Raw genomic sequence first — 20,023 nt, 5'->3', positions numbered from 1 at the left:
TGTTATAAAATAATAAAAAATTATATCTATTGTTTTCATGAAGTATAAGTATTGTCATTGTGCAAAAACGGTTTGGTAAGTTGTTTAGGAAACTGCCTTAATATGTGGCTAAGGATTTTATCCAAGTAGATGAATTCTGAAAATTTGAAAAAATTAGAATTGAGAGAGTTATTATGAAAAGATTATTTGACTTTGTTGTTAGTTTAATAGTACTTATATTTTTGTTACCTATTATTGGGATCTTGGTGTTATTTATTTATCGAAGTATAGGCTCTCCGGTTATATTCAAACAAGAACGACCTGGTTTGAATGGAAAATCATTTTTTGTATATAAATTTCGTTCAATGACAGATGAACGGGATAAGAATGGGGAGTTACTTTCAGATGATGTTCGTCTAACTTCATTCGGTAAGATGATTCGGAAATTGAGCTTAGATGAGTTACCACAGTTATGGAATGTAACAAAAGGCGATATGAGCTTTGTTGGGCCACGCCCGTTATTAGTGGAGTATTTACCTTTATACAATGAACGACAAGCGAAACGACATAATGTTCGTCCAGGCATTACAGGCTGGGCTCAAGTAAATGGTCGTAATGCAATTTCATGGGAAGAGAAGTTCGAGTTAGATGTTTGGTATGTGGAGAATCGATCATTTTGGTTAGATATGAAGATATTGTTAATAACTATGAAAAAAGTATTTGTAAGTGAAGGGATTAGTCAAGAAGGACAGGCTACGATGACAAAGTTTGAAGGAAGTAAAGACTAACGGAGAGAAGGTATGCATCTTGGAGAAAATTATCCTAATTGGGGATGGTGGACACGCAAAGGTAATTGAAGACTGTATACGTTCTCAAGGTGGAAGTGTTATTGCTATGTTAGACGATCGATACAAAGTGAAGTTTTATGAGGCCCATATTGTTAAAGGACCTGTTGCACTTATTGAGGAATTATTGACCGATGAAGTAAAAGTAGTTATCTCTATAGGGTCTAATCCAATAAGGAAGAGTATTGTGGAACGACTAGGTATTTCAAATGAGAAATATGCAGTAATTATACACAGTAGTGCAATATTGAGTGGTTCTGTAAAAGTTGGTCATGGGACGGTTGTAATGCCTGGGGTTGTTGTAAATGCAGATGCTTCTATTGGCTTCCATACTATTATTAACTCGAATAGTGTAATTGAGCATGACTGCGTAGTCGAGGATTTCACGCATATATCTCCAGGAGCTATATTAACTGGAAATGTGAAAGTCGGACAAGGTAGTCATGTTGGAGCTGGTACTACTATTATACCTAGCATTGTTATTGGCTCATGGACAACTGTTGGGGCAGGATCTTCAGTAATATCTAATATTGAATCCAATGTTACTGCAGTTGGAGTTCCAGCTAAAGTGATTAAGAGAGAAGGCTTATAAATGAGTGAACGAATCTTATTATCCTCCCCACATATGGGTGGATACGAGCAAAAGTACATAAATGAAGCATTTGAAACGAATTGGATTGCTCCACTTGGACCGAATGTGGATGAGTTCGAAAAAGAGCTTGCTGAGTATGTAGGCGTTAATGGGGCAGCTGCTGTTAGCTCGGGGACTGCTGCGATTGACTTAGCACTTAATCTACTAGGAGTAGGAACAGGGGATTCTGTTTTTTGTTCTAGTTTGACTTTCATTGCTAGTGCGAATCCTATTGTTTATCGTGGTGCAACACCGGTATTCATTGATTCCGAATGGGATACATGGAATATGTCCCCCCAAGCTTTGGAGAGAGCTTTTATGGAAGCTGATTCAGAAGGAAAGCTTCCGAAAGCGGTTATTATCGTTAACTTATATGGACAAAGTGCAAAGATGGATGATCTCATGGGAATTTGTAATCGCTATGATGTTGCTGTCGTGGAAGATGCTGCAGAATCATTAGGCTCTACATATAAAGGGAAGAAAAGTGGAACTTTTGGTAAGTACGGTATTTATTCATTCAATGGAAACAAAATCATCACAACTTCTGGTGGAGGCATGCTTGTTTCAGATGATTTGGAAGCATTAAAACACGCTCGCTTCTTAGCGACTCAAGCCCGAGATACAGCAAAGCATTATCAACATAGTGTCATTGGGTATAACTATCGTTTAAGTAATGTGCTGGCTGGGATAGGTAGAGGACAACTTGAAGTGCTCGATGAACGTGTATCCCAAAAACGTGCGATTTTTGAGAGATATGAAAAAGCTCTAAGTTTAATAGATGGAGTTACTTTTATGCCAGAATTAGAGGAGACATTTTCTAATAGATGGTTGAGTGTGATGTTGCTAGATCCTGATAAGATTAAAATATCCCCTTATGAAGTACTTGATGTTTTAAATGGAGAAAACATAGAAGCACGACCAGTATGGAAACCACTTCATTTGCAACCAGTATTTGAAGGATGCAAGTTCTATCCTCATTCTGAAGATGAAACAGTGAGTGAGATTCTATTTGAACAAGGAATATGTTTACCTTCTGATTCTAAAATGACATTTGAGCAACAAGAGAAAGTGATTAATGTTTTATTGAACACTCTAAAATAATATTTTTTCTACTGAAGGACATGTAACTAAGAATATAGTTATGTGCCCTTTTTTAGTTTTGTTTGAATATGGATATTGTTATAATAATTAATATAATCTCTGACAGTGAGCTCTACGATTGACGACGTAGTGTGTTTCAAGTCTTCGAGATAGAATGTTTCCGACTTTAGTGATGCGTGTAACGACTCAACTGGAGCATTATCAGCGGGTGTCCCCATACGGGACATGCTCATGATAATGCCTTTTTCTTTTACATCTGTTGATACGTATACGAGGTGTAAAGAGATCCTTGATCACTATGCAAAGTACAACCTTTTGGCAAAGTCGGTATCTGGTGTTGCGTATCCAATACAAAATCTGTATTTTGATAGTCGCCAATTGTAAATACGATGATTTCATAGTTATACAAAGAAGGGTGTCCTATTTGTTTCCATTTCTTCACTTTCACATGACATTTCCAACTATATTTTTGCATGACACGCTGCACTACTTTATGATTTATGCTTATTTCTTTGCGTAAAATAGTCATAATTTTGCGATACCCATATCGAAAGTTTAACTGACCGCATAGCTCACCGATTCTACGTTCCATCGATTGTTTAGAAGCTTCCTTTTGATGATTCTTCTTCCAACGATAATATATGAAGCAAGTAATTTCAAAATGCTTACAAATTTCCTTAGTCGACATCGTTCCTTTCAATTCCTCCACTATTTAACCGCTACTTCTCGTACCACTTCCTCTCCAACTCTATGTACTTTTTTAGTACCTCTATCTGATATTGTAAATAACGATTCTTAACTTGTAACTGGGCTGTTTCGTTTACATTATTTGGACCTTTTCCGAAGGAATACTGCTTGCCAACAGGTTGTTCAAAACGATGTGTTCCACCACTCCGATAGCATCGCATCGATGTTTTTTGAGTTGTGTTCTGTTTCGTATATTTAATTGTTCCATCACTTCTTTCACAGGTACTCCTGCTAATCGTAATTCCACTGCTCTTAATTTAATTTCTACTGGATAACTTACTCTTGTACCCATAAAAATAACACCTCAAAGTTAGTTTTAGGTAATGTATACCCTTTTTTCAACTCAAGGTGTTTTTATATGTCTCAATCTATGGTGTCTTTTCCTTATATAAGTGAAAAAATTTATTTTTATATGTCGTACAAAATAGTTTAAATTTTAAAAAAGGATAATGATAATTCCATGTAGAATAAAATAGTGTGTAATATCAAATTTAGAAATATATAGAAACATGTCCAAAATTTATTAATGCAATATTGTATAATTATATATGAGTCAATGGGAATGTGAGAATGGGGAGAGATTACTTATGAACAATAAAACAACTAAGATTATAGTAGCAACATCGATAGCTGCATCGGCATTTGTTGCAGGGGCACCAGAGCAACAGGCAGATGCTTCAACAAACATTGAAAAACTAGTAAGTGATGCGAAAAAAGCGGGTACTGTATTAAAGTGGGCTATTTCTATTGAGGGTTCTGCGGATGGAGTGACGCAGCCATGGAGTCAATTTAATGCTGCCAAAACAGCGATTGCCAATGTGGAGGCTGCTCTTAAAGGAGTAAGCAATTCGGATAAGTTAAAATTTGAGGCTCAGTTAATTGAGCCAAAAACGCAGCTTCAACGAGCTCAAGGGTATCTTGATGCAATTACGGCAAGTACTAAAATAGAAGAAAAAAGGGCTGCACTTTCTCAAGCTGCCACTACAAATAATTTAGAACAAGTGGAAACCAAATATCATGAAATGACTGCGGAGTTCCGTAAACAAACGATTTTATTGGACCGAGTATATGGTCAGTCAACACGTGATAAAATCCGTAATGTCGTAAAAGGACCAGCAGAACAGTTAATAAACTATTTGAAGAATGATGTAACGGTTCATATGTATACGAAGGCGGCTGCAGCTGATATCCGAGTTGGAAAGTATCAAGATGCGTCTAAAAAATTGGAGAATGCTCAATCGATTATTAATTCAAATGTAATGGTTTGGGAAAGTACTCTAAGAAAAAATATTGTGGATGTATCTAATTCTTTGCCTGTTCAAATAGTTTCTATTTCTCGAGTAGATAACACGACTGTAACGGTGAAGTTGAATAAAACTGTTTCTAATATCCAAACTTCTGAGTTTTCATTCGATAACTCATTAACAGTTACAAATTCTTCTTTAAGTAAAGACGGAACAACAGTTACATTAACGACTACTGCTCAAAACCCTGGAATAAAATACACTTTGAAATATAAAGGAAGTTCTGCTAACTTTACAGTTCCAGGTAGCATTGTGCCAATTCAAATTGGAAATACGACTACTCAATATAGAGAAACATCTGAAGTCCTTTCATTAGTTGGCACTTTTGGAGGCACATATGGAAGTAATCCTGTGCGTATTGATATACCAGCAGGAATAAAATTGTTAACGATCAATGGTATAGAAAATGTCGTTGCGGGTTCAAAGAGTGTAAATGCTCTGCCTGATAAAAATGGAGTTATTACGATTACTTTTACTGCAAATAATATAAATACTCCCGTAATTGACAAAGTAATTAGTTTTAACCGAATTGAGAATAATAAGGTCATAGAAACAAGAACATCTGCATATATGAATTTTTACGCTCTTGCTAAAGATGGATCTGTTTCAAATAAAAAAATCCTTTTTGTGAATGCAAATGGCAACTATTTTATCACAACAGATGGATTAAAATATAATCTAAAAGGATCAAGTGATATTTTTAAAAATGAAGGAATCGCGGTACCCCTTGATACTTTTAAAGCAGCTTTAAACACAGATGATTCAGTAAGTATAAATTATCGCTCAACAGCTTCCTCTGAATTTGATATCACACAAAACTTTTATTCGGTTCCATTGTTGTTTGATTCTAAATTTGCTTATAAATCGGTTGTTGGTTATCGAATGATTGGAAGACAAATAGAGTTGTCTGGTACTGGTCAACCAAACTATGATGTTTTCATCTTTAAAAATACGGGTACCTATCTTGGAAAAGCAAGAATTAGTACATCAGGAGCATGGAAATTTGGAGTAACAATAGATCAAAATGCAATCAATGACTTTTATATTGTTCAGCAAGTTGCAGGTAGTGCAACACCAACTGCATATGCTAGTGGGATGTCTCTAAGAATTATTGAAGGACCATTTGATCTCTTATCTATTAGTAATGGCGCAACTGCTGATAATAATTTAACAAACGAAGCGATAACCTTTACAATTGCTCCTGTTAAAAATACAAATGGTGTGGCATTAGTGCAGGATCAAGTAGTACTTGCAGCGAATGCTACTATCACGGTATTAGATGAGGACGGAACAAAAGCTCAATATACAAATAATATGGGTGGATCTGTCTTCGCAAACGCAACAAACGGTTTTCAAATTAAATTTGGAAATGCTAGCAACGTTTTAGTGAACGGTAAGGATGCAATATTATCTGGCCCACTAGACGTAGTCGCAATCGATGGTATAACGAATACCTATGGTTTAAACTTGAAGGTGAATACGGGATTCCAAGTGAAGGAATATTAAGAGTATTTATTAAATAATTGCAATCTTCCTAATCTTCGAGAGAAATACAGATGATTCCTAAAAAATATTATATGGAGAACTGTTATTAGTGAAAGCCATGGAAACCGAGAAAGCTGTATAAATTCTATGCTCCTTAACGAAAGATCGGTTAAGGGGCTTTTTTGTTTTCGTGTACCCATATTAACAATGATGGATCTTATGGCTGTAAAATCTTTAAAACCCCTTATGCAAACAAAAGAAGCATAAGGGGTTTCTTATTTAAATTATATCTAATAATGTAGAATGTACAGTTTAATAAGATAGATATTTTTATAAAGTTTGTGGAATCATTTCAATCTTCCAAGTACTGAAATCAGGATTTTCTTTTTGGAATACTTCTTTCGAGAAAGACAAACTAATCGGTCTTGCTTGCTTTGATGCAATACTAAATTGTCCGAGTGGGAAGCCAAGTTTACATACTAAATCCCCAAGTGCATCAAACAGTTGAATTGGTAGGTTATCGATTGTTAAGTCCTGAGAATATGAATTACGAATAATGATATAAATATTAATTGCATCCTCTGATTCATGAAAATGGAATCCGACAATTGATATTTCATTTTCCTTAAGGGGCTCTAAAGTCGAAACTAGAGCGTGTACATAATTTTTTTGATCTTCTGAAAGGCCATTAGACCAATTTTCATCTAAGAATAATTCGAAGTCTTTCACAACTTTTTCATAATACTCAAATGCCATTTCAAATTCCATTTCATTTTTTATTTCATCATAAGGAACTAATAAGTCCTCCATTTCAAATAAGAAGTTCCATGGTCTAGCTGTACATGGCTCAAGCTCTCCAAATAGCTGCATATCAAATTGCTTCTTCGCAAGTTCTTTTCCTTTAGTATCTTTTACTACTAATACTACCTGGTCTAGTCGTAATTTCTTTGGTAATGAGTGTCTAATAATAGCAGTTACAACAATTCCAGAATCTACTGTGTATAATTTCACGCCGTGTACGTGTAACTGATTAGCCACTAAGTCTTCTAATTGCTGATGGTAGAATTGAAATATATATTTTTCTTGTGTTGGGATGTCCCAATCAACCGAAAAATCTATTTCTGTTTTATATGTTTTAGGAGAATTTGTCATGAGTAAATTCCTTTCTTTTCTAGATAACATACTATTATTATAGCATATTAAAAGATTTAATCATCTGATCCAATCTATGGTAATTAACATTGTATGTTTTTTACAATTTACGTTGTTTTTGGACAGTAAGAAGGCAATATATTCATGTTAGACTTAAATATAGAAAGAAACATCTAGAGAGATACTAGTTAAGGGAGAATAAAATGAGAAATATTGCTATAAAAATTGCATGTTTAATTACTATTGTTGCTTTTATATTATCACCAACAGAACAAGCTGGTGCAGCGATGAATATAAACCAATTAGTAACAGACGCACAAAATGCAGGAACGATATTAAAATGGGCTATTTCAGTAGAAGGTTCTGCAGATTTTAAAACTCGCCCCTATAATCAATACAATACGGCTAAAATAACTATCCTCGCAGCAGAAAATGCAGCTAGCAAACTGTCAAACTCTGAAAAATTAAGCATTCAATCTAAACTAGTAGAGCCCAAAATTCAAGTAAAGCGTGCGCAAGCTTACATAGATGCGATTACATCAAGTGAAAAGATTGTAAGCCTAACAAACAACCTTCGAAAAGCTATTAATTCGAAAGACCTTGAACAAGTAGAATCCGCTTATCACACAGTAACTGCTGAATATCGGAAACAAGTGAAACTCCTAGACCGAGTCTATGGGCAATCCACTCGAGATGGCATCCGAAATGCTGTGAAGCTTGCTATGGAAAAGTTGATAAATCAAGTAAATTATGATGTAACAGTGAAAATGCATTTAGATAAGGCTTCCAATTATATTAAAGAAAACAAGCTAGAAGAAGCTGCTTTTGAATTAGACAAAGCCGTTTTCTACTTAAATCTTAATGCTGCAAACTTTACTTTTGAAAGCCAATTAACAAGAACATACAATGATATATTAGCGTCATTACCACTTAAACCACTTTCCGTTTTTACTGACGGAAAAAATAGTGTAACTATTAACTTCTCAAAAGAATATTCCATTCCATTAGTTGGGCTAGAAGCGGGGCAATTTAAAATTTCAGGAGAAACAATACAAAATGCAAAATTATCGGATGACAAAAAATCAGTAATATTAACAACTTCTGATCTTAACAGTTCTACAAACTATACGATCACTTGGAAAGATTATAAGGTGAATTTTGTTACAGAGGCAAAACCTGATACTACTGGTATATTGTTAAGTGAATCTGATGTTGCATACCTTGAAACAACAAATAATCGTATATATAGTGCTAAATTAACAAATTCGGACGGCTCTCCTTATCTCGGGAGAGTACTTATAAGTTTGCGTGATGCAAATCCAGACAATGATACGACTTCTACAACTGCGAGGATTACTTCTGCAAATGGTAACTTTGGAATAGAGGGACAAGAAGCAACAACCTACACCGATCCAAACGGGAATTTAGCCTTTATTATTGAAGCAGGAAACTTAACCTCTGTCACACATGTTCAGCCAACAATACAAAAACTAGATGGAAATCAAACGAGTAAAAAAGCACCAATAACTCACTTTTTCCAGTTACAGAATACAAGTAATTTCTATACGGTAGTTATCAATGGCACACACATATATCTAGAGAGTGACTATGTGTATTCAGACGGATATAAATATAAATGGGATTCCAACGATTTATTTTTCATTCGTGGACAAAATGTACCACAAGAAGTATTTGAAAAGGCAATTTCAAATGGTGATGCACTTACTATTGGTTATGAAATAAAACCAGAAAACAATTCTACTTGGAATTTAACATCAGACATAACCGAAGCAGCTAAATTGGAAATTACAAACCCAGCGCATACTCCTGTGACATACGATGGTTCTAGTTATATCATCAGTGGTACAGCTCAAGCCGAATATACAGTCCATCTATATCTTAATGGCATATTTCTTGGTACTACAGAAGTAGATGATAATGGGGAATGGACCTATGGCTCAGTTAGTTTATTACAAAATGAAGCAAATACATTTGAAGCATATCAATATGCCCCTGGTAATTATGGGCAGAATGGTGAAGGTTCTGAAAATCCAACGACTCCATCTACAGCTATCATTAACGAAGGAGCATTTGCTTCTACAGAAATTACTTTAAATGATCTAGATAATAACGGATTAACAATATATGATACATTTGATTTCACTTTCTTAAATCCAACCTATGGTCATGAATTCAAAAAAGATATAACTGGAACCATTACGGTTAATGATGGTTATGGTAAATCTGCTGAATTAAAAGTTGAATATGTTGATAGTGATACACTTAAAGTAATTGATTTTATTTCTTTAGAATCTAATTTCTCCTATAATTCTGCTTCGTTAATTATTATAGGTACTGAGGGTCTAGTAAACCAAGATCAACTATCATACAATGTTGAACAATCACAATGGAAAGGGACTTTGCTTTCTAGGTAGCATAAAAAAATTTTTGGAGAGTCCATATATCCGGCTCTCCATTTTCTATTCTCTAAGATATTCTCTAAGATATTTTATGGACCTTTCAGTAAACATTTGGTATTACAGGTAGATAGTAAATAAATAAGCGAAAAAGTCTATGTTATTATAAGGAAAAAGTTTTATATTTTTTGACATTTATTACCTCAAAAATATTCATTTGTAAATAGTTTATTGAAAATTTTGACGAAAGATGTCGAGGACTATCGAACTCAAAGTTGAAATGTTAAATCTTAGATAGTAACATGTAATTGTTGAAATATTTGATAATTTCTCAACGACTAACCTAATCACAAGAGGAGGAGTATTATGAGAGGAAGATTTATGAAACAAACAGCAGCAGCGGTATTGTTAACATCTTCAGTTTTATCATTTTCATCAGTTGCCTATGGGAATACCACTACACTAGATCAATCTATTAACAAAGTGAAGGCAGAATTAAACAAAAGTACCACGCATTATGTGTATCCAGCACTGGCGGGTGACCTTGTGCCAAGTAGCTTATTATATCCAGCTCTAAACAGTGCAAAGAAAAATTATCAACTAAATAGAGGATTGATAGTTTCTTCTAAACTTTCTTCTGGACAAAAGCTATCGAAATTGGATGAGATTAATACTTTATATAACGAGAAAATTTTAAAAGGTTTAATTCCTTATATTGATGCATATAACTATGCAACCAAATATTTAGCACCAATCCTAAATAACATCAATGCTGCACAAGAAAGAAATGATTTTGCTACAGTGGAAAAAGAATATCATAAATTGTCTTATCAATTAAAAGGTAGATCAGCCATTTTATATCGCTTCTCTGGAAAAGCTGCACGAGATTTGTTGTTAGATAGATACAAAGAAACTGCAGATTCCAAACGTGATGAATTAATGGTGCCAGTAACAATTTATATGAAGATTAAAGAAATTAATAATTTATTAGCCGAGGGGAAAACTGCAGAAGCAAAAGCTGCTTTTGTAGAAATCGATGCCTTATTGACGGAGCTTCCAAATGCTTCAACAAATAAATTTATTGCTGCATTATTAGCTGAAGTAGCAAAAGTGAGAGAGGCAGTCAATGCATCTCCAACGCCACCAATCACGCCACCAGTGACTCCTCCAGTCACTCCAACAACGCCTGATTCGGTAGGGATTGATGAACCATCTACAACAACGCCTGATTCGGTTGGAATTGGCGGACAGTAGAAATAGACCTGGTTGCGAATGGATTTGATAAATCTTATGCACAAAGTTTTAAGGAAGAATACGAAGTAAGAAAAAAACTCGGCTTGTTAGTTTATTAAACAAAGTTTTAGAAAATCGATAACAGAATCCGCTTGGGCATTAGTCCTTGCGGATTTTTTTAAAAAAATTTGTATTTTTGGTAAGTACATAAACAAAGTTAGAATATATAATGAAGCTGTCAAGTGGATACAATTCAATGATAGTTGAAATGTCTGTTGCGGTAGTAATTAGTTTCTTTTTTCTAACACTCTTTTTTCAAAGATCAACAAACAAATACAAATACTTATTAATCAAAGCAGTTGAAGTTATATCTTCAACTGCTTTTTATTAACAGGTTTTATTAATAATAGAAATTAGCTTCTTAGTTTAATTTGGGAGAGCATGAGATGTGAAAATAAAAGAAATTTTAAAAAGAGAANAGTATCTGAACTTTTGAATAATTATAAAAGGAGGAATATGAATTGATAAAAAAATTTTTTATAACATTTATTCTTTTAATTCTCATGATATTTGTAAGTATTAATCAAGCAAGTGCTGCTACCAAAGTGATGTGGGGTAAAACAGAGCTAAAGATTGGTCAACTTGGTAAAGTCACAATTCTTTCGAACACAAGTCTGTGGAAATTAAATAGTGATGGCTCTTTAATAAAAATCCGTGACTTGAAAAAAGGAGAAGAATATCGGGTTTACAGCTATAAAAGTGTTCATGGAGGATTATATGGGGTAGGTACTGGAGCATTTGTTCAAAAGAGTTCTTCCATAAAATATGAAACACCTTCCAAAGTAAAGTTAAGATTATTAAATGGAAGCAAACCAGAAATAATTGTAACGCCAATAGATCCTAATCCAGGCGAAACGAACCCTGTGGAACCACCTGAGCCAGTGGAAGTAATCTCTGTAGAATAATTAATTAAAAAAGACTCTTTATAGACTGACATAGCGATATGAGACAACATATAAAACACATTTATTAGGCTACCATTACACTATATTTAAGTGTTTCAGGTAGTCTAATTTTTCTTGTCTACGTTATTCATTATAATAATTCAAATAGGATATTCCTGCTCACAATTGAGTAGATCCATAGATTGTATCATTTTGTAAAAGTGCTACATCTTGTAATGTCATTATTGAGCTACCATTTTGATAACCAATTACCGTTTTTAGTATTATGCTAAACGCTAAAAGAAGTAGCCAAAGTTGTAAATTTGGCTACTTCTAACTAATGGCGTTGCAATTAGTTGTGTAATTTAGGTTTTGCGATAGGAAACAGAATCTTAAAATAAATAGTTCATATTATCAAAATATCCACCTATCTTGGAATCACCAACAATGATGACGAAAAGCATAAATAAAATAGTAAAAGTGATTATATATAAAATAAATCCGTAGAGAGGGTCAACACTAGATTGGTTGCTTGTAAGCAAAAAACTAATTACATAAAGTGGGAGTATAAAAAGACCAAAAATTAGGGATATAGTTAAAATGGCATTCCCATATGTAAATGATTCTACGAGCATTAGAAATATAGAAACGATAGATAAAATTATGAGTGGAGATAATTGACCCCCATAAAAACTAATAATTGCTTTAAATGAATGCTGTGGACCAAAAAAGTTGCTAATGAGAAATAAAGAAAGAATAACTACCCCAATCATAAAGAATGTAAGTAAAAATACTTCCATAAAAAAGGGTAAAAAACTTGGTGAATTGCTCCAAAATAAATTATTTGTAAATAAATATTGTGAAATCGTAACAAGTGCCACAAATAAGATCATACTAACAAGACTGTTTGTAAACTCATTTTCTCCAGGGTTGTTTGCATGAGAGGGCTTTTTTAATTGTTTCATAAAATATGAGCTATATATTTTTGTTTTTCGTTTAATATTTTCTACATGGACGTTTGTTTGTTTCACTGATCGTGTTCTCGATACAACACTTTCGGTATCCAAAATGGGTTCCTCAAATTTAGTTCCACATATACTGCAAAACTTCCCAAAAACTTGTTCATGATCACAATTAGAACATTTAATCGAATTTCCCCCTTTGTGAGCTCTGTTATACAGATTATATGAAAACTATAAATCTTATATTCACAACATTTTTTATCTAATCAAATAGTACTTGTCAGAAAATACTCAGGTGTTTATGACAAGTGGAACAGATACAGGATTATATGGGGTAGGTGCTGGAGCATTTGTTCAAAAGAATGCTGCCCTTTAAATATGAAACACCTTCCAAGGTAAAGTTAAGATTATTAAATGGAGGCAAACCAGAAATAATTGTAACACCAATAGATCCTAATCCAGGTGAAACGAACCCAGTGGAACCACCTGAGCCAGTGGAAATAATCAAAGTGTAAAAGACTCTTAATCGAATTATCGATTAAGAGTCTTTTTATTGGAATTAGATAGGTATCTGTACATAAATTTTGAAAATTACGAATATATTATTTGTAATTCAAAATGTACAAGCTAGGATTTTATTTTCCAATTATATAAATGTTATTAAATTCAACAAAGGGGGTTGATAGAACTGGATAAAGGAAAGGACATTCTTGTTATATAAATTAAAAATACGGGGGTCAAGAATTCATGAAGAGAAGGTCAATTGTAATTTTTACGATGTTGCTTATTGTCACGATTGTCTTATCGGGGTGTAATTGGTGGAAGAAATCGGATAGCAATTCGAAAGAGGGAAGTAACCGAGAAGTCGTTGTTGGTTTAGTATCTGAGCCAGACTCTGTTGATATTCATAGAACTTCATCTACAGGCGAAGCGAATATACCTTTATATGATACTTTATTAAAACTTGATAACGATGGAAACATTGTTCCTAATCTAATTACTGATTACGAAGTGATTGGTGATGGGAAGGAAGTTATTTTCAATCTGAAAGAAAATGCAGTATTCCATTCGGGGAAACCGGTGAATGCAGAAGCTGTTAAGCTATCATTTGAAAGATTAGTAGCATCGTCTCCTTTTAGCACCAATGCAGGTGAAATAGAAAACATAGAGGTTTTAAGTGAACACTCTTTTAAAATTAAATGGAAGAATCAATTTGCACCATTTTTTATTAATGCTACGACTCCGTTCTTAGCACCTTTAGATGTAACAGTATTAGGAGCGGACGGAGAAGGTTTTGAGAAAAATCCAAGTGGTTCAGGTCCGTTGAAGCTAGTAGAAATTAAAAGAGGCGATTCCCTTGTTTATGAGCCTTATAAGGATTTTGAGTGGGCAGATAAAGGACCTGGTTTTGATCGGGTGAAGTTCAGATTTATTCCGGATGAAGAGACAAGAATTTTAGAATTTAAAAAAGGGAATGTGGATGTCTTGTTAAATGTTCCTTATCAATATATTGAAGATCTCGAAAAAGATTCGGAAGTAACGATTAAAAGAGTTCCAGGCGACGTTTTAAGCTACTTGGGATGGAATAATAAGCTACCTATTTTCCAAGACGTTAAAGTTAGACAAGCAATTGCACTTGCAATTGATCGAGATTCCATTATTGAAAATACATTAGACGGTGAGGCAAAAGCAGTATTTGGTCCATTACCAAAAGCAGCATTTGGATACAGTGAAAAAATAGAAACAATGGCTATCGACAAATATACGAGGGATACGGACGCTGCGAAAAAGCTATTATCTGACGCGGGATGGAATGAAAAAAATAAAGATGGAGTTGTGATGAAAGACGGCGAGGAATTTTCAGTAGACTTATGGGTCGATGATGATCCAGCCAATCAAAGGGCTGCACAAGTCATACAAAATCAGTTGATGGAAATAGGAATTAAAATAACGATCTCAGTAAAAGAAGCTGCTACTATCATCGAGCAAACACCTAAGGGAGCACATGAAATGTTACTTTGGAGCTTCGGTTGGCCGGATGCAGATGTATTGAATTTCTTACTTTTCGGTAAAGACAAATCCAAAAGATTACACTATGAAAATGAAAAAATATATAGCATTTTGGAAAAAGGAGCAATTGAGATGGATCAAGAAGCTCGCTTAAAGCTATATGAAGAAGCACAAGAAATGTTAGTGGAAGAGTCTCCATTTGTACCACTATACGTGAAGGAAAATATTACTGCCATTCGCAATTTTGAAAGTTTTGAAATACATCCAATTGACGGTTCAATAGAGTGGACTACTGTAAAAGTAAAGGAATAAGGAGTTAGAAATAGGTTTTCTAATCCACTAGCAGAGGAGGCGTTAACTTGTCATCCTATTTATTCAAAAGAATGTTAACAATGATAATCACTATAATCGGGGTATCAGTTCTAGTATTTTTAATTATTCATTTAATACCTGGAAATCCTATTAATCATATATTAGGAGACTATGCGACGGAAGAATCGATAAAGGAATTAGAAGTGAGATTAGGATTAGACCGTTCTATTCCAGCCCAATATTTTTCCTATATGTTGAACGCCGTTCAAGGAGACCTTGGTACTTCTTATATTACAGGTTATACAGTAGTGGAAGAGATTTTAAATCGAATTCCTATTACAGCACAATTAGCATTATATAGCATGATTTTTGGATCCGTAACAGGAATTGCAATTGGTGTCCTAGCGGCAGTTAAAAAAAATACGATTTACGATCAGCTTGCAATGTTACTTGCTTTAGTTGGAATTTCCGCTCCTGGATTTTGGATTGCTCTTTTCTTAATACTTCTATTTTCATATCAATTGAGTATTTTCCCAATCTCAGGATATAGCGGATTTTATTCACTCGTTCTTCCTTCCCTTACATTAGGGTTGGGTACTGCAGGTAGTATAGCAAGAATGACTAGATCAAGTATGCTAGACGTCATTAAACAGGATTATATCCGAACTGCAAAAGCAAAAGGAGCGGGCTTATATCGTTTGGTTTTTAGGCATAGTTTACAAAATGCTATTATCCCTGTTGTAACCTTAATCGGAATGCAATTTGGCTACTTAATGGCAGGTGCAGTAGTTACTGAGACAGTGTTTGCACTTCCTGGGCTTGGTAGTTTAATCGTATCTGCAATTTCTACTAGAGATATCCCAACGGTTCAAGGCTTGCTACTGTTTATGGCTGCGATGATAATAATTGTGAACTTTGTAGTTGATCTCTTATATACAAAACTAGATCCTCGTATTCAATACGAATAACCAAAACAAATTGCGGTCGTTTGAGAGGAGAGAGCATGCTGAAGTCGATAGAAGACAATAATCTTTCATTTGTTGATCCTGATTCAATAGATATTAAATCAAAATCATCTTTCAATTTTTTAAATAAAATCATGAAAAACAAGGGAGCAATAATTGGTTCAGTCATATTACTTTTTTTCATTCTAACTTCGGCTTTAGCACCAATTATTGCCCCGTATCCAGTGAACGAAATGAGTTTTGAGGATAGTTTGCAAGGGCCAAGCCTAGAGCATTGGTTAGGTACGGATGAGTTTGGAAGAGACATTTGGACTAGAATGCTTCATGGAGGCCGAGTTTCCTTACTAATGGGGCTTTTCGCGGTTACTCTTTCAGGAACAATTGGGGTAATCTTGGGAGTAATTGCAGGTTATTACCGTAAACTTGATATATATATTATGCAGTTTATAGATATCCTCATGACGTTTCCTTCGTTACTTATGGCAATAGCTATAGTAGCAGTTCTAGGAGTTGGATTAACGAATGCAATGATAGCTGTAGCTATTTCCACTGTCCCATCATTTGTTCGTGTAGTAAGAGGCTCTGTTCTGTCTATACGTGAATCAGAGTATGTAGAAGCAGCGAGAGCGTTGGGTGTGAAAAATTGGAAGATAATAGGTAAACACATTTTACCGAACGTCACTTCACCTATTATTATATTAGCAACGTTAGAATTTGGTAGCTCGATATTATCTGCTGCTTCTCTAAGTTTTCTCGGACTAGGTGCGCAACCTCCAAATCCAGAGTGGGGTGCACTTGTATTTGTAGGAAAGTCATTCTTAAGTCAAGCTTGGTGGATGACACTATTTCCAGGACTTGCGATTATGTTAGTTGTATTAGGCTTTAATTTATTGGGGGATGGACTAAGGGATGCCTTAGATCCCAAGTCGAACTAAATGATGGGGGTAGAACTTGTATGAGTTTACAACAAAAAATAGAATCTTATATCGAAAACATCGATGCTACATTTGGCATATATATTAAACATTTAGGAACGAATGAGGAAGTAAATATCCAAGAAAATCAACTATTCCAAATGGCCAGTGTTTGTAAGGTTCCTATCTTAGCTACATTATATGAAAAAGTGTATAAAGGCGAGATAGATTTGCAGGAACGAATAAAGTTAGTAGAAGAAGACTATGTTCCGGGCTCGGGTGTGTTCCAAGAAATGGATTATGGAGTGCAACCAACAATAAAAGATTTAGCTACAATGATGATTATTGTGAGTGATAATTTAGCTACCGATAAGGTGCTAAGTATTGTAGGTGGAGCGGATCGTGTTCAAGACAGAATGCATCAACTAGGCTTAAGTAATATATACACTAAACACACTATTTGGGAGCTACTCAGTTTAAGTGTAGGTATACCTTCTCAGCCATATAGTTTTGAACTATTTGATGAAATAATACGACGTCTCATAGAAGGTGAATATGATTGGGAAAGCATTGTTTTTCAAGACAGCACCGAGAATAATGTAAGTTCTGCTAAAGATATGAGCCTGTTACTCGAAAAAATTGCTTTAGGAGAATTTGTGTCAGAAGAGTGCTCTAGTGATATTCGCGAAATTTTGTTTAAACAGCACTTTCAACAACGTATTGGAGGGTTATTGCCTAGAAATAAAAAAGTAGCAAATAAAACAGGCAGTCTTGGAACAATGTTCAATGATACTGGTATCGTTTATTTGCCCGAGGATAAAGGAGAATTTGTCATTACGGTGTATTCTGCTGGCAGTTCCTTGGAGTATAAAGGGGATGAACCAATCGCTCGTATTTCTGAAATAGCCTATCAACATTTTATGAATCGTCCATAAAAGGCATAGGTTCCGAACTAGGAGCTAGGAGGTAGATTATTGACAATCAAACCAATGGAATCAGAATTATTAAAAGTTGAAAATGTTCATATTTCTTTTAAGGATGAGGAAGCAGGTCGAATCTCAGCGGTAAAGAATCTATCCTTTCATATTAATGACGGAGAGACAGTAGGGTTAGTTGGGGAGTCTGGTTGTGGAAAAAGTGTTACTGCTCTTTCCTTGATGAGGCTAATAGAGAAAAGCGCTAGTTTTATAGAAGGTGAAATAATATTTGAAGGGGAAGACCTGAACTTATTTTCAGAAAAAAAGATGCGTTCCATACGTGGAAATAAGATATCTATGATCTTCCAAGAGCCTATGACTTCATTAAATCCAGTGCATAAAATTGGAAAGCAGATTAGCGAAGTCCTCTATTTACATGGACTAGCAAATAAAACAAATAGTAAGGAAAAAACGATAGATATCCTAAAGAAGGTTGGTATACCTCGGGCAGAAAGCATAGTGGATGAGTATCCCCATCAATTATCAGGGGGGATGAGGCAGAGAATTATGATTGCCATGGCTATGGCTTGTAATCCCAAATTGCTAATTGCAGACGAACCGACCACTGCGCTTGATGTAACGATTCAAGCTCAAATATTAGATTTGATGAATACATTGCAGAAAGAATATAATACTGCCATCTTATTGATAACCCATGATTTAGGCGTAATATCGGAAATGGCAGATCGAGTAATTGTCATGTATTATGGACAGATTGTGGAACAAGCAGACGTACGTACTATTTTTAAGCAACCAAAGCATCCTTATACGATTGGTCTGTTAAAATCCGTTCCGAATATCGATAGTGAAAACGAGGAAAGACTAACTCCAATTGAAGGGAATGTCCCAAACCTAGGTGTAATTAAATCTGGATGTCCTTTTCTATCTCGCTGCCAGCATGCACATGCTAAATGTCGTGAGAAAAACCCGCCATTATTCAAGACAGAATCTCAATTTGTTAGATGCTGGTTGTATGAGGAACAGGGGGTGACTGTTTGAACCAGACCTTACTAAGTGTAAAGAACTTGAAAACTCACTTTCCAATGAAGAAAAACCTTTTTGACAAGGGAACTCAGGTCATTAAAGCAGTGGACGGTATTAGTTTTTCTGTGAGCAAAGGGGAAACGCTTGGTATAGTTGGGGAAAGTGGATGCGGAAAATCAACAATGGGAAGAAGTATCCTTCGCTTAATTGAACCAACGGAAGGCTCGGTAAAGTTTCAGGGAAATGAAGTGACAACATTAAATCAAACAGATTTAAGAAAAATGAGAAGCGATATGCAAATAGTTTTCCAAGATCCCTTTGCCTCTCTCAATCCTAAAATGACTGTAGGAGCAATTCTAGGAGAAGCCCTCTCTACCCACCAAATCGGTCAGAGTGCTAACGAAAGAAAAGAAAAGGTAAAAGAACTATTAAAAAAGGTTGGCTTGAGTCCAATCCACATTGGCCGTTATCCACATGAGTTTAGTGGTGGACAAAGGCAACGAATTGGGATTGCAAGGGCAATAGCGGTTAATCCAGCATTAATCATCGCGGATGAACCGGTTTCCGCTTTAGATGTATCTGTTCAAGCACAAATTTTAAATTTATTTCAAGATTTAAAAGAAACGTTCGGACTTACTTATATTTTTATCGCCCATGATTTAAGTGTAGTTAAACACGTAAGTGATCGAATTGGTGTCATGTATCTTGGAAAAATTGTGGAGCTGTCTGATAAAAAACTACTATTTCAACATCCACTCCACCCCTACACACAGGCACTAATGTCAGCAGTTCCATCACTTGATCCTGATGTAAAAAAGGAACGAATTATTTTATCCGGGGACGTCCCAAGTCCTTCGAATCCACCAAATGGCTGTGCTTTTCATACTCGTTGCAAGTTTCGAAAAGCTGTGTGTGAAAGTGTTATACCTCGTGAAATACAAGTCAGTGAAGGAAGATTTGTTCGTTGCCATATGTATGATGAGGAATATAGTAAGGAATTTAAATGAATACAAACTTAGGCAACCTCTTTATCGATAAATGATGAAGAGGTTTTTTAGTTT

16 protein-coding genes and 1 pseudogene are annotated in these 20,023 nt (G+C 34.9%); 14 read left to right on the top strand and 3 right to left on the bottom strand.

Going from position 1 to position 20,023, the window contains the following annotated elements; all coding sequences use genetic code 11:
* Positions 1–173: 173 nt before the first annotated feature.
* The 3 genes from AN959_RS02310 to AN959_RS02300 are packed head-to-tail and all read left to right on the top strand — an operon-like array spanning position 174 to position 2,556.
* On the top strand, positions 174–767 hold the full coding sequence (locus tag AN959_RS02310) for a sugar transferase (protein WP_056827951.1): 594 nt from the start codon (positions 174–176) through the stop codon (positions 765–767).
* A gap of 19 nt (positions 768–786) precedes the next feature.
* The gene (locus AN959_RS02305; RefSeq protein ID WP_056827949.1) at positions 787–1,416 is read left to right on the top strand and encodes an acetyltransferase; all 630 of its coding nucleotides are present in this window, start codon (positions 787–789) and stop codon (positions 1,414–1,416) included.
* Complete coding sequence (locus AN959_RS02300) at positions 1,417–2,556, top strand: aminotransferase class I/II-fold pyridoxal phosphate-dependent enzyme (protein WP_056827947.1); 1,140 nt, start codon at positions 1,417–1,419, stop codon at positions 2,554–2,556.
* Positions 2,557–2,594: 38 nt separating this feature from the next.
* Here the strand turns inward: AN959_RS02300 and AN959_RS20520 are convergent.
* Positions 2,595–3,595, bottom strand: a pseudogene (locus AN959_RS20520) (IS3 family transposase).
* A gap of 295 nt (positions 3,596–3,890) precedes the next feature.
* Between AN959_RS20520 and AN959_RS02285 the strand changes: the two are divergent.
* Positions 3,891–6,113: a hypothetical protein gene (locus AN959_RS02285; protein WP_056827945.1), complete on the top strand. Its 2,223-nt coding sequence runs from the start codon at positions 3,891–3,893 to the stop codon at positions 6,111–6,113.
* Between the two features lie 309 nt (positions 6,114–6,422).
* On the opposite strand, the gene AN959_RS02280 is transcribed toward AN959_RS02285, so the two are convergent.
* Positions 6,423–7,244, bottom strand: coding sequence for an SLAP domain-containing protein (locus tag AN959_RS02280; RefSeq protein ID WP_056827943.1), 822 nt, complete (start codon positions 7,242–7,244; stop codon positions 6,423–6,425).
* A gap of 203 nt (positions 7,245–7,447) precedes the next feature.
* On the opposite strand from AN959_RS02280, the gene AN959_RS02275 reads away from it, so the two are divergent.
* The 3 genes from AN959_RS02275 (at position 7,448) to AN959_RS02265 (ending at position 11,859) form a co-directional block, all read left to right on the top strand.
* Positions 7,448–9,679: a hypothetical protein gene (locus AN959_RS02275; protein ID WP_056827941.1), complete on the top strand. Its 2,232-nt coding sequence runs from the start codon at positions 7,448–7,450 to the stop codon at positions 9,677–9,679.
* Positions 9,680–10,027: 348 nt separating this feature from the next.
* Positions 10,028–10,915: a hypothetical protein gene (locus AN959_RS02270; RefSeq protein ID WP_056827939.1), complete on the top strand. Its 888-nt coding sequence runs from the start codon at positions 10,028–10,030 to the stop codon at positions 10,913–10,915.
* Positions 10,916–11,415: 500 nt separating this feature from the next.
* Positions 11,416–11,859, top strand: coding sequence for a hypothetical protein (locus AN959_RS02265; protein ID WP_056827937.1), 444 nt, complete (start codon positions 11,416–11,418; stop codon positions 11,857–11,859).
* Between the two features lie 371 nt (positions 11,860–12,230).
* Here the strand turns inward: AN959_RS02265 and AN959_RS02260 are convergent, their stop codons facing one another.
* Positions 12,231–12,905 (bottom strand): hypothetical protein, encoded by a 675-nt coding sequence (locus tag AN959_RS02260; RefSeq protein WP_056827936.1) that lies wholly within the window; start codon positions 12,903–12,905, stop codon positions 12,231–12,233.
* Between the two features lie 245 nt (positions 12,906–13,150).
* Between AN959_RS02260 and AN959_RS20900 the strand changes: the two genes are divergently transcribed.
* The 7 genes from AN959_RS20900 to AN959_RS02230 all read left to right on the top strand — a co-directional run bounded on the left by AN959_RS20900 (position 13,151) and on the right by AN959_RS02230 (position 19,969).
* The gene (locus tag AN959_RS20900; RefSeq protein WP_156350712.1) at positions 13,151–13,315 is read left to right on the top strand and encodes a hypothetical protein; all 165 of its coding nucleotides are present in this window, start codon (positions 13,151–13,153) and stop codon (positions 13,313–13,315) included.
* 232 nt (positions 13,316–13,547) lie between these two features.
* Positions 13,548–15,122, top strand: a complete 1,575-nt coding sequence (locus AN959_RS02255) for an ABC transporter substrate-binding protein (protein ID WP_056827934.1) — start codon at positions 13,548–13,550, stop codon at positions 15,120–15,122.
* Between the two features lie 47 nt (positions 15,123–15,169).
* Positions 15,170–16,090: an ABC transporter permease gene (locus AN959_RS02250; protein WP_156350711.1), complete on the top strand. Its 921-nt coding sequence runs from the start codon at positions 15,170–15,172 to the stop codon at positions 16,088–16,090.
* Positions 16,091–16,221: 131 nt separating this feature from the next.
* Positions 16,222–17,022 (top strand): ABC transporter permease, encoded by an 801-nt coding sequence (locus tag AN959_RS02245; RefSeq protein ID WP_056829096.1) that lies wholly within the window; start codon positions 16,222–16,224, stop codon positions 17,020–17,022.
* Between the two features lie 20 nt (positions 17,023–17,042).
* Entirely contained in the window at positions 17,043–17,936 is an 894-nt protein-coding gene (locus AN959_RS02240) for a serine hydrolase (RefSeq protein ID WP_056827932.1), read from the top strand.
* A gap of 54 nt (positions 17,937–17,990) precedes the next feature.
* On the top strand, positions 17,991–18,977 hold the full coding sequence (locus AN959_RS02235) for an ABC transporter ATP-binding protein (RefSeq protein ID WP_056829095.1): 987 nt from the start codon (positions 17,991–17,993) through the stop codon (positions 18,975–18,977).
* Complete coding sequence (locus tag AN959_RS02230) at positions 18,974–19,969, top strand: ABC transporter ATP-binding protein (protein WP_056827929.1); 996 nt, start codon at positions 18,974–18,976, stop codon at positions 19,967–19,969. The genes AN959_RS02235 and AN959_RS02230 overlap by 4 nt, the downstream gene beginning before the upstream one ends.
* The last annotated feature ends 54 nt before the right edge of the window (positions 19,970–20,023 follow it).

The organism is Psychrobacillus sp. FJAT-21963 (assembly GCF_001420585.1).
Classification (GTDB): Bacteria; Bacillota; Bacilli; order Bacillales_A; family Planococcaceae; genus Psychrobacillus.
This window is presented reverse-complemented; position numbering and strand designations above follow the sequence as displayed.

What these genes read in the sequence shown, in the direction of transcription:
- AN959_RS02235 (WP_056829095.1), top strand. Translation starts at nt 17,991, where the DNA reads ATGGAATCAGAATTATTAAAAGTTGAAAATGTTCATATTTCTTTTAAG.
- AN959_RS02270 (WP_056827939.1), top strand. Translation starts at nt 10,028, where the DNA reads ATGAGAGGAAGATTTATGAAACAAACAGCAGCAGCGGTATTGTTAACA.
- AN959_RS02310 (WP_056827951.1), top strand. Translation starts at nt 174, where the DNA reads ATGAAAAGATTATTTGACTTTGTTGTTAGTTTAATAGTACTTATATTT.
- AN959_RS02275 (WP_056827941.1), top strand. Translation starts at nt 7,448, where the DNA reads ATGAGAAATATTGCTATAAAAATTGCATGTTTAATTACTATTGTTGCT.
- AN959_RS02255 (WP_056827934.1), top strand. Translation starts at nt 13,548, where the DNA reads ATGAAGAGAAGGTCAATTGTAATTTTTACGATGTTGCTTATTGTCACG.
- AN959_RS02285 (WP_056827945.1), top strand. Translation starts at nt 3,891, where the DNA reads ATGAACAATAAAACAACTAAGATTATAGTAGCAACATCGATAGCTGCA.
- AN959_RS02240 (WP_056827932.1), top strand. Translation starts at nt 17,043, where the DNA reads ATGAGTTTACAACAAAAAATAGAATCTTATATCGAAAACATCGATGCT.
- AN959_RS02245 (WP_056829096.1), top strand. Translation starts at nt 16,222, where the DNA reads ATGAAAAACAAGGGAGCAATAATTGGTTCAGTCATATTACTTTTTTTC.
- AN959_RS02300 (WP_056827947.1), top strand. Translation starts at nt 1,417, where the DNA reads ATGAGTGAACGAATCTTATTATCCTCCCCACATATGGGTGGATACGAG.
- AN959_RS02280 (WP_056827943.1), bottom strand. Translation starts at nt 7,244, where the DNA reads ATGACAAATTCTCCTAAAACATATAAAACAGAAATAGATTTTTCGGTT.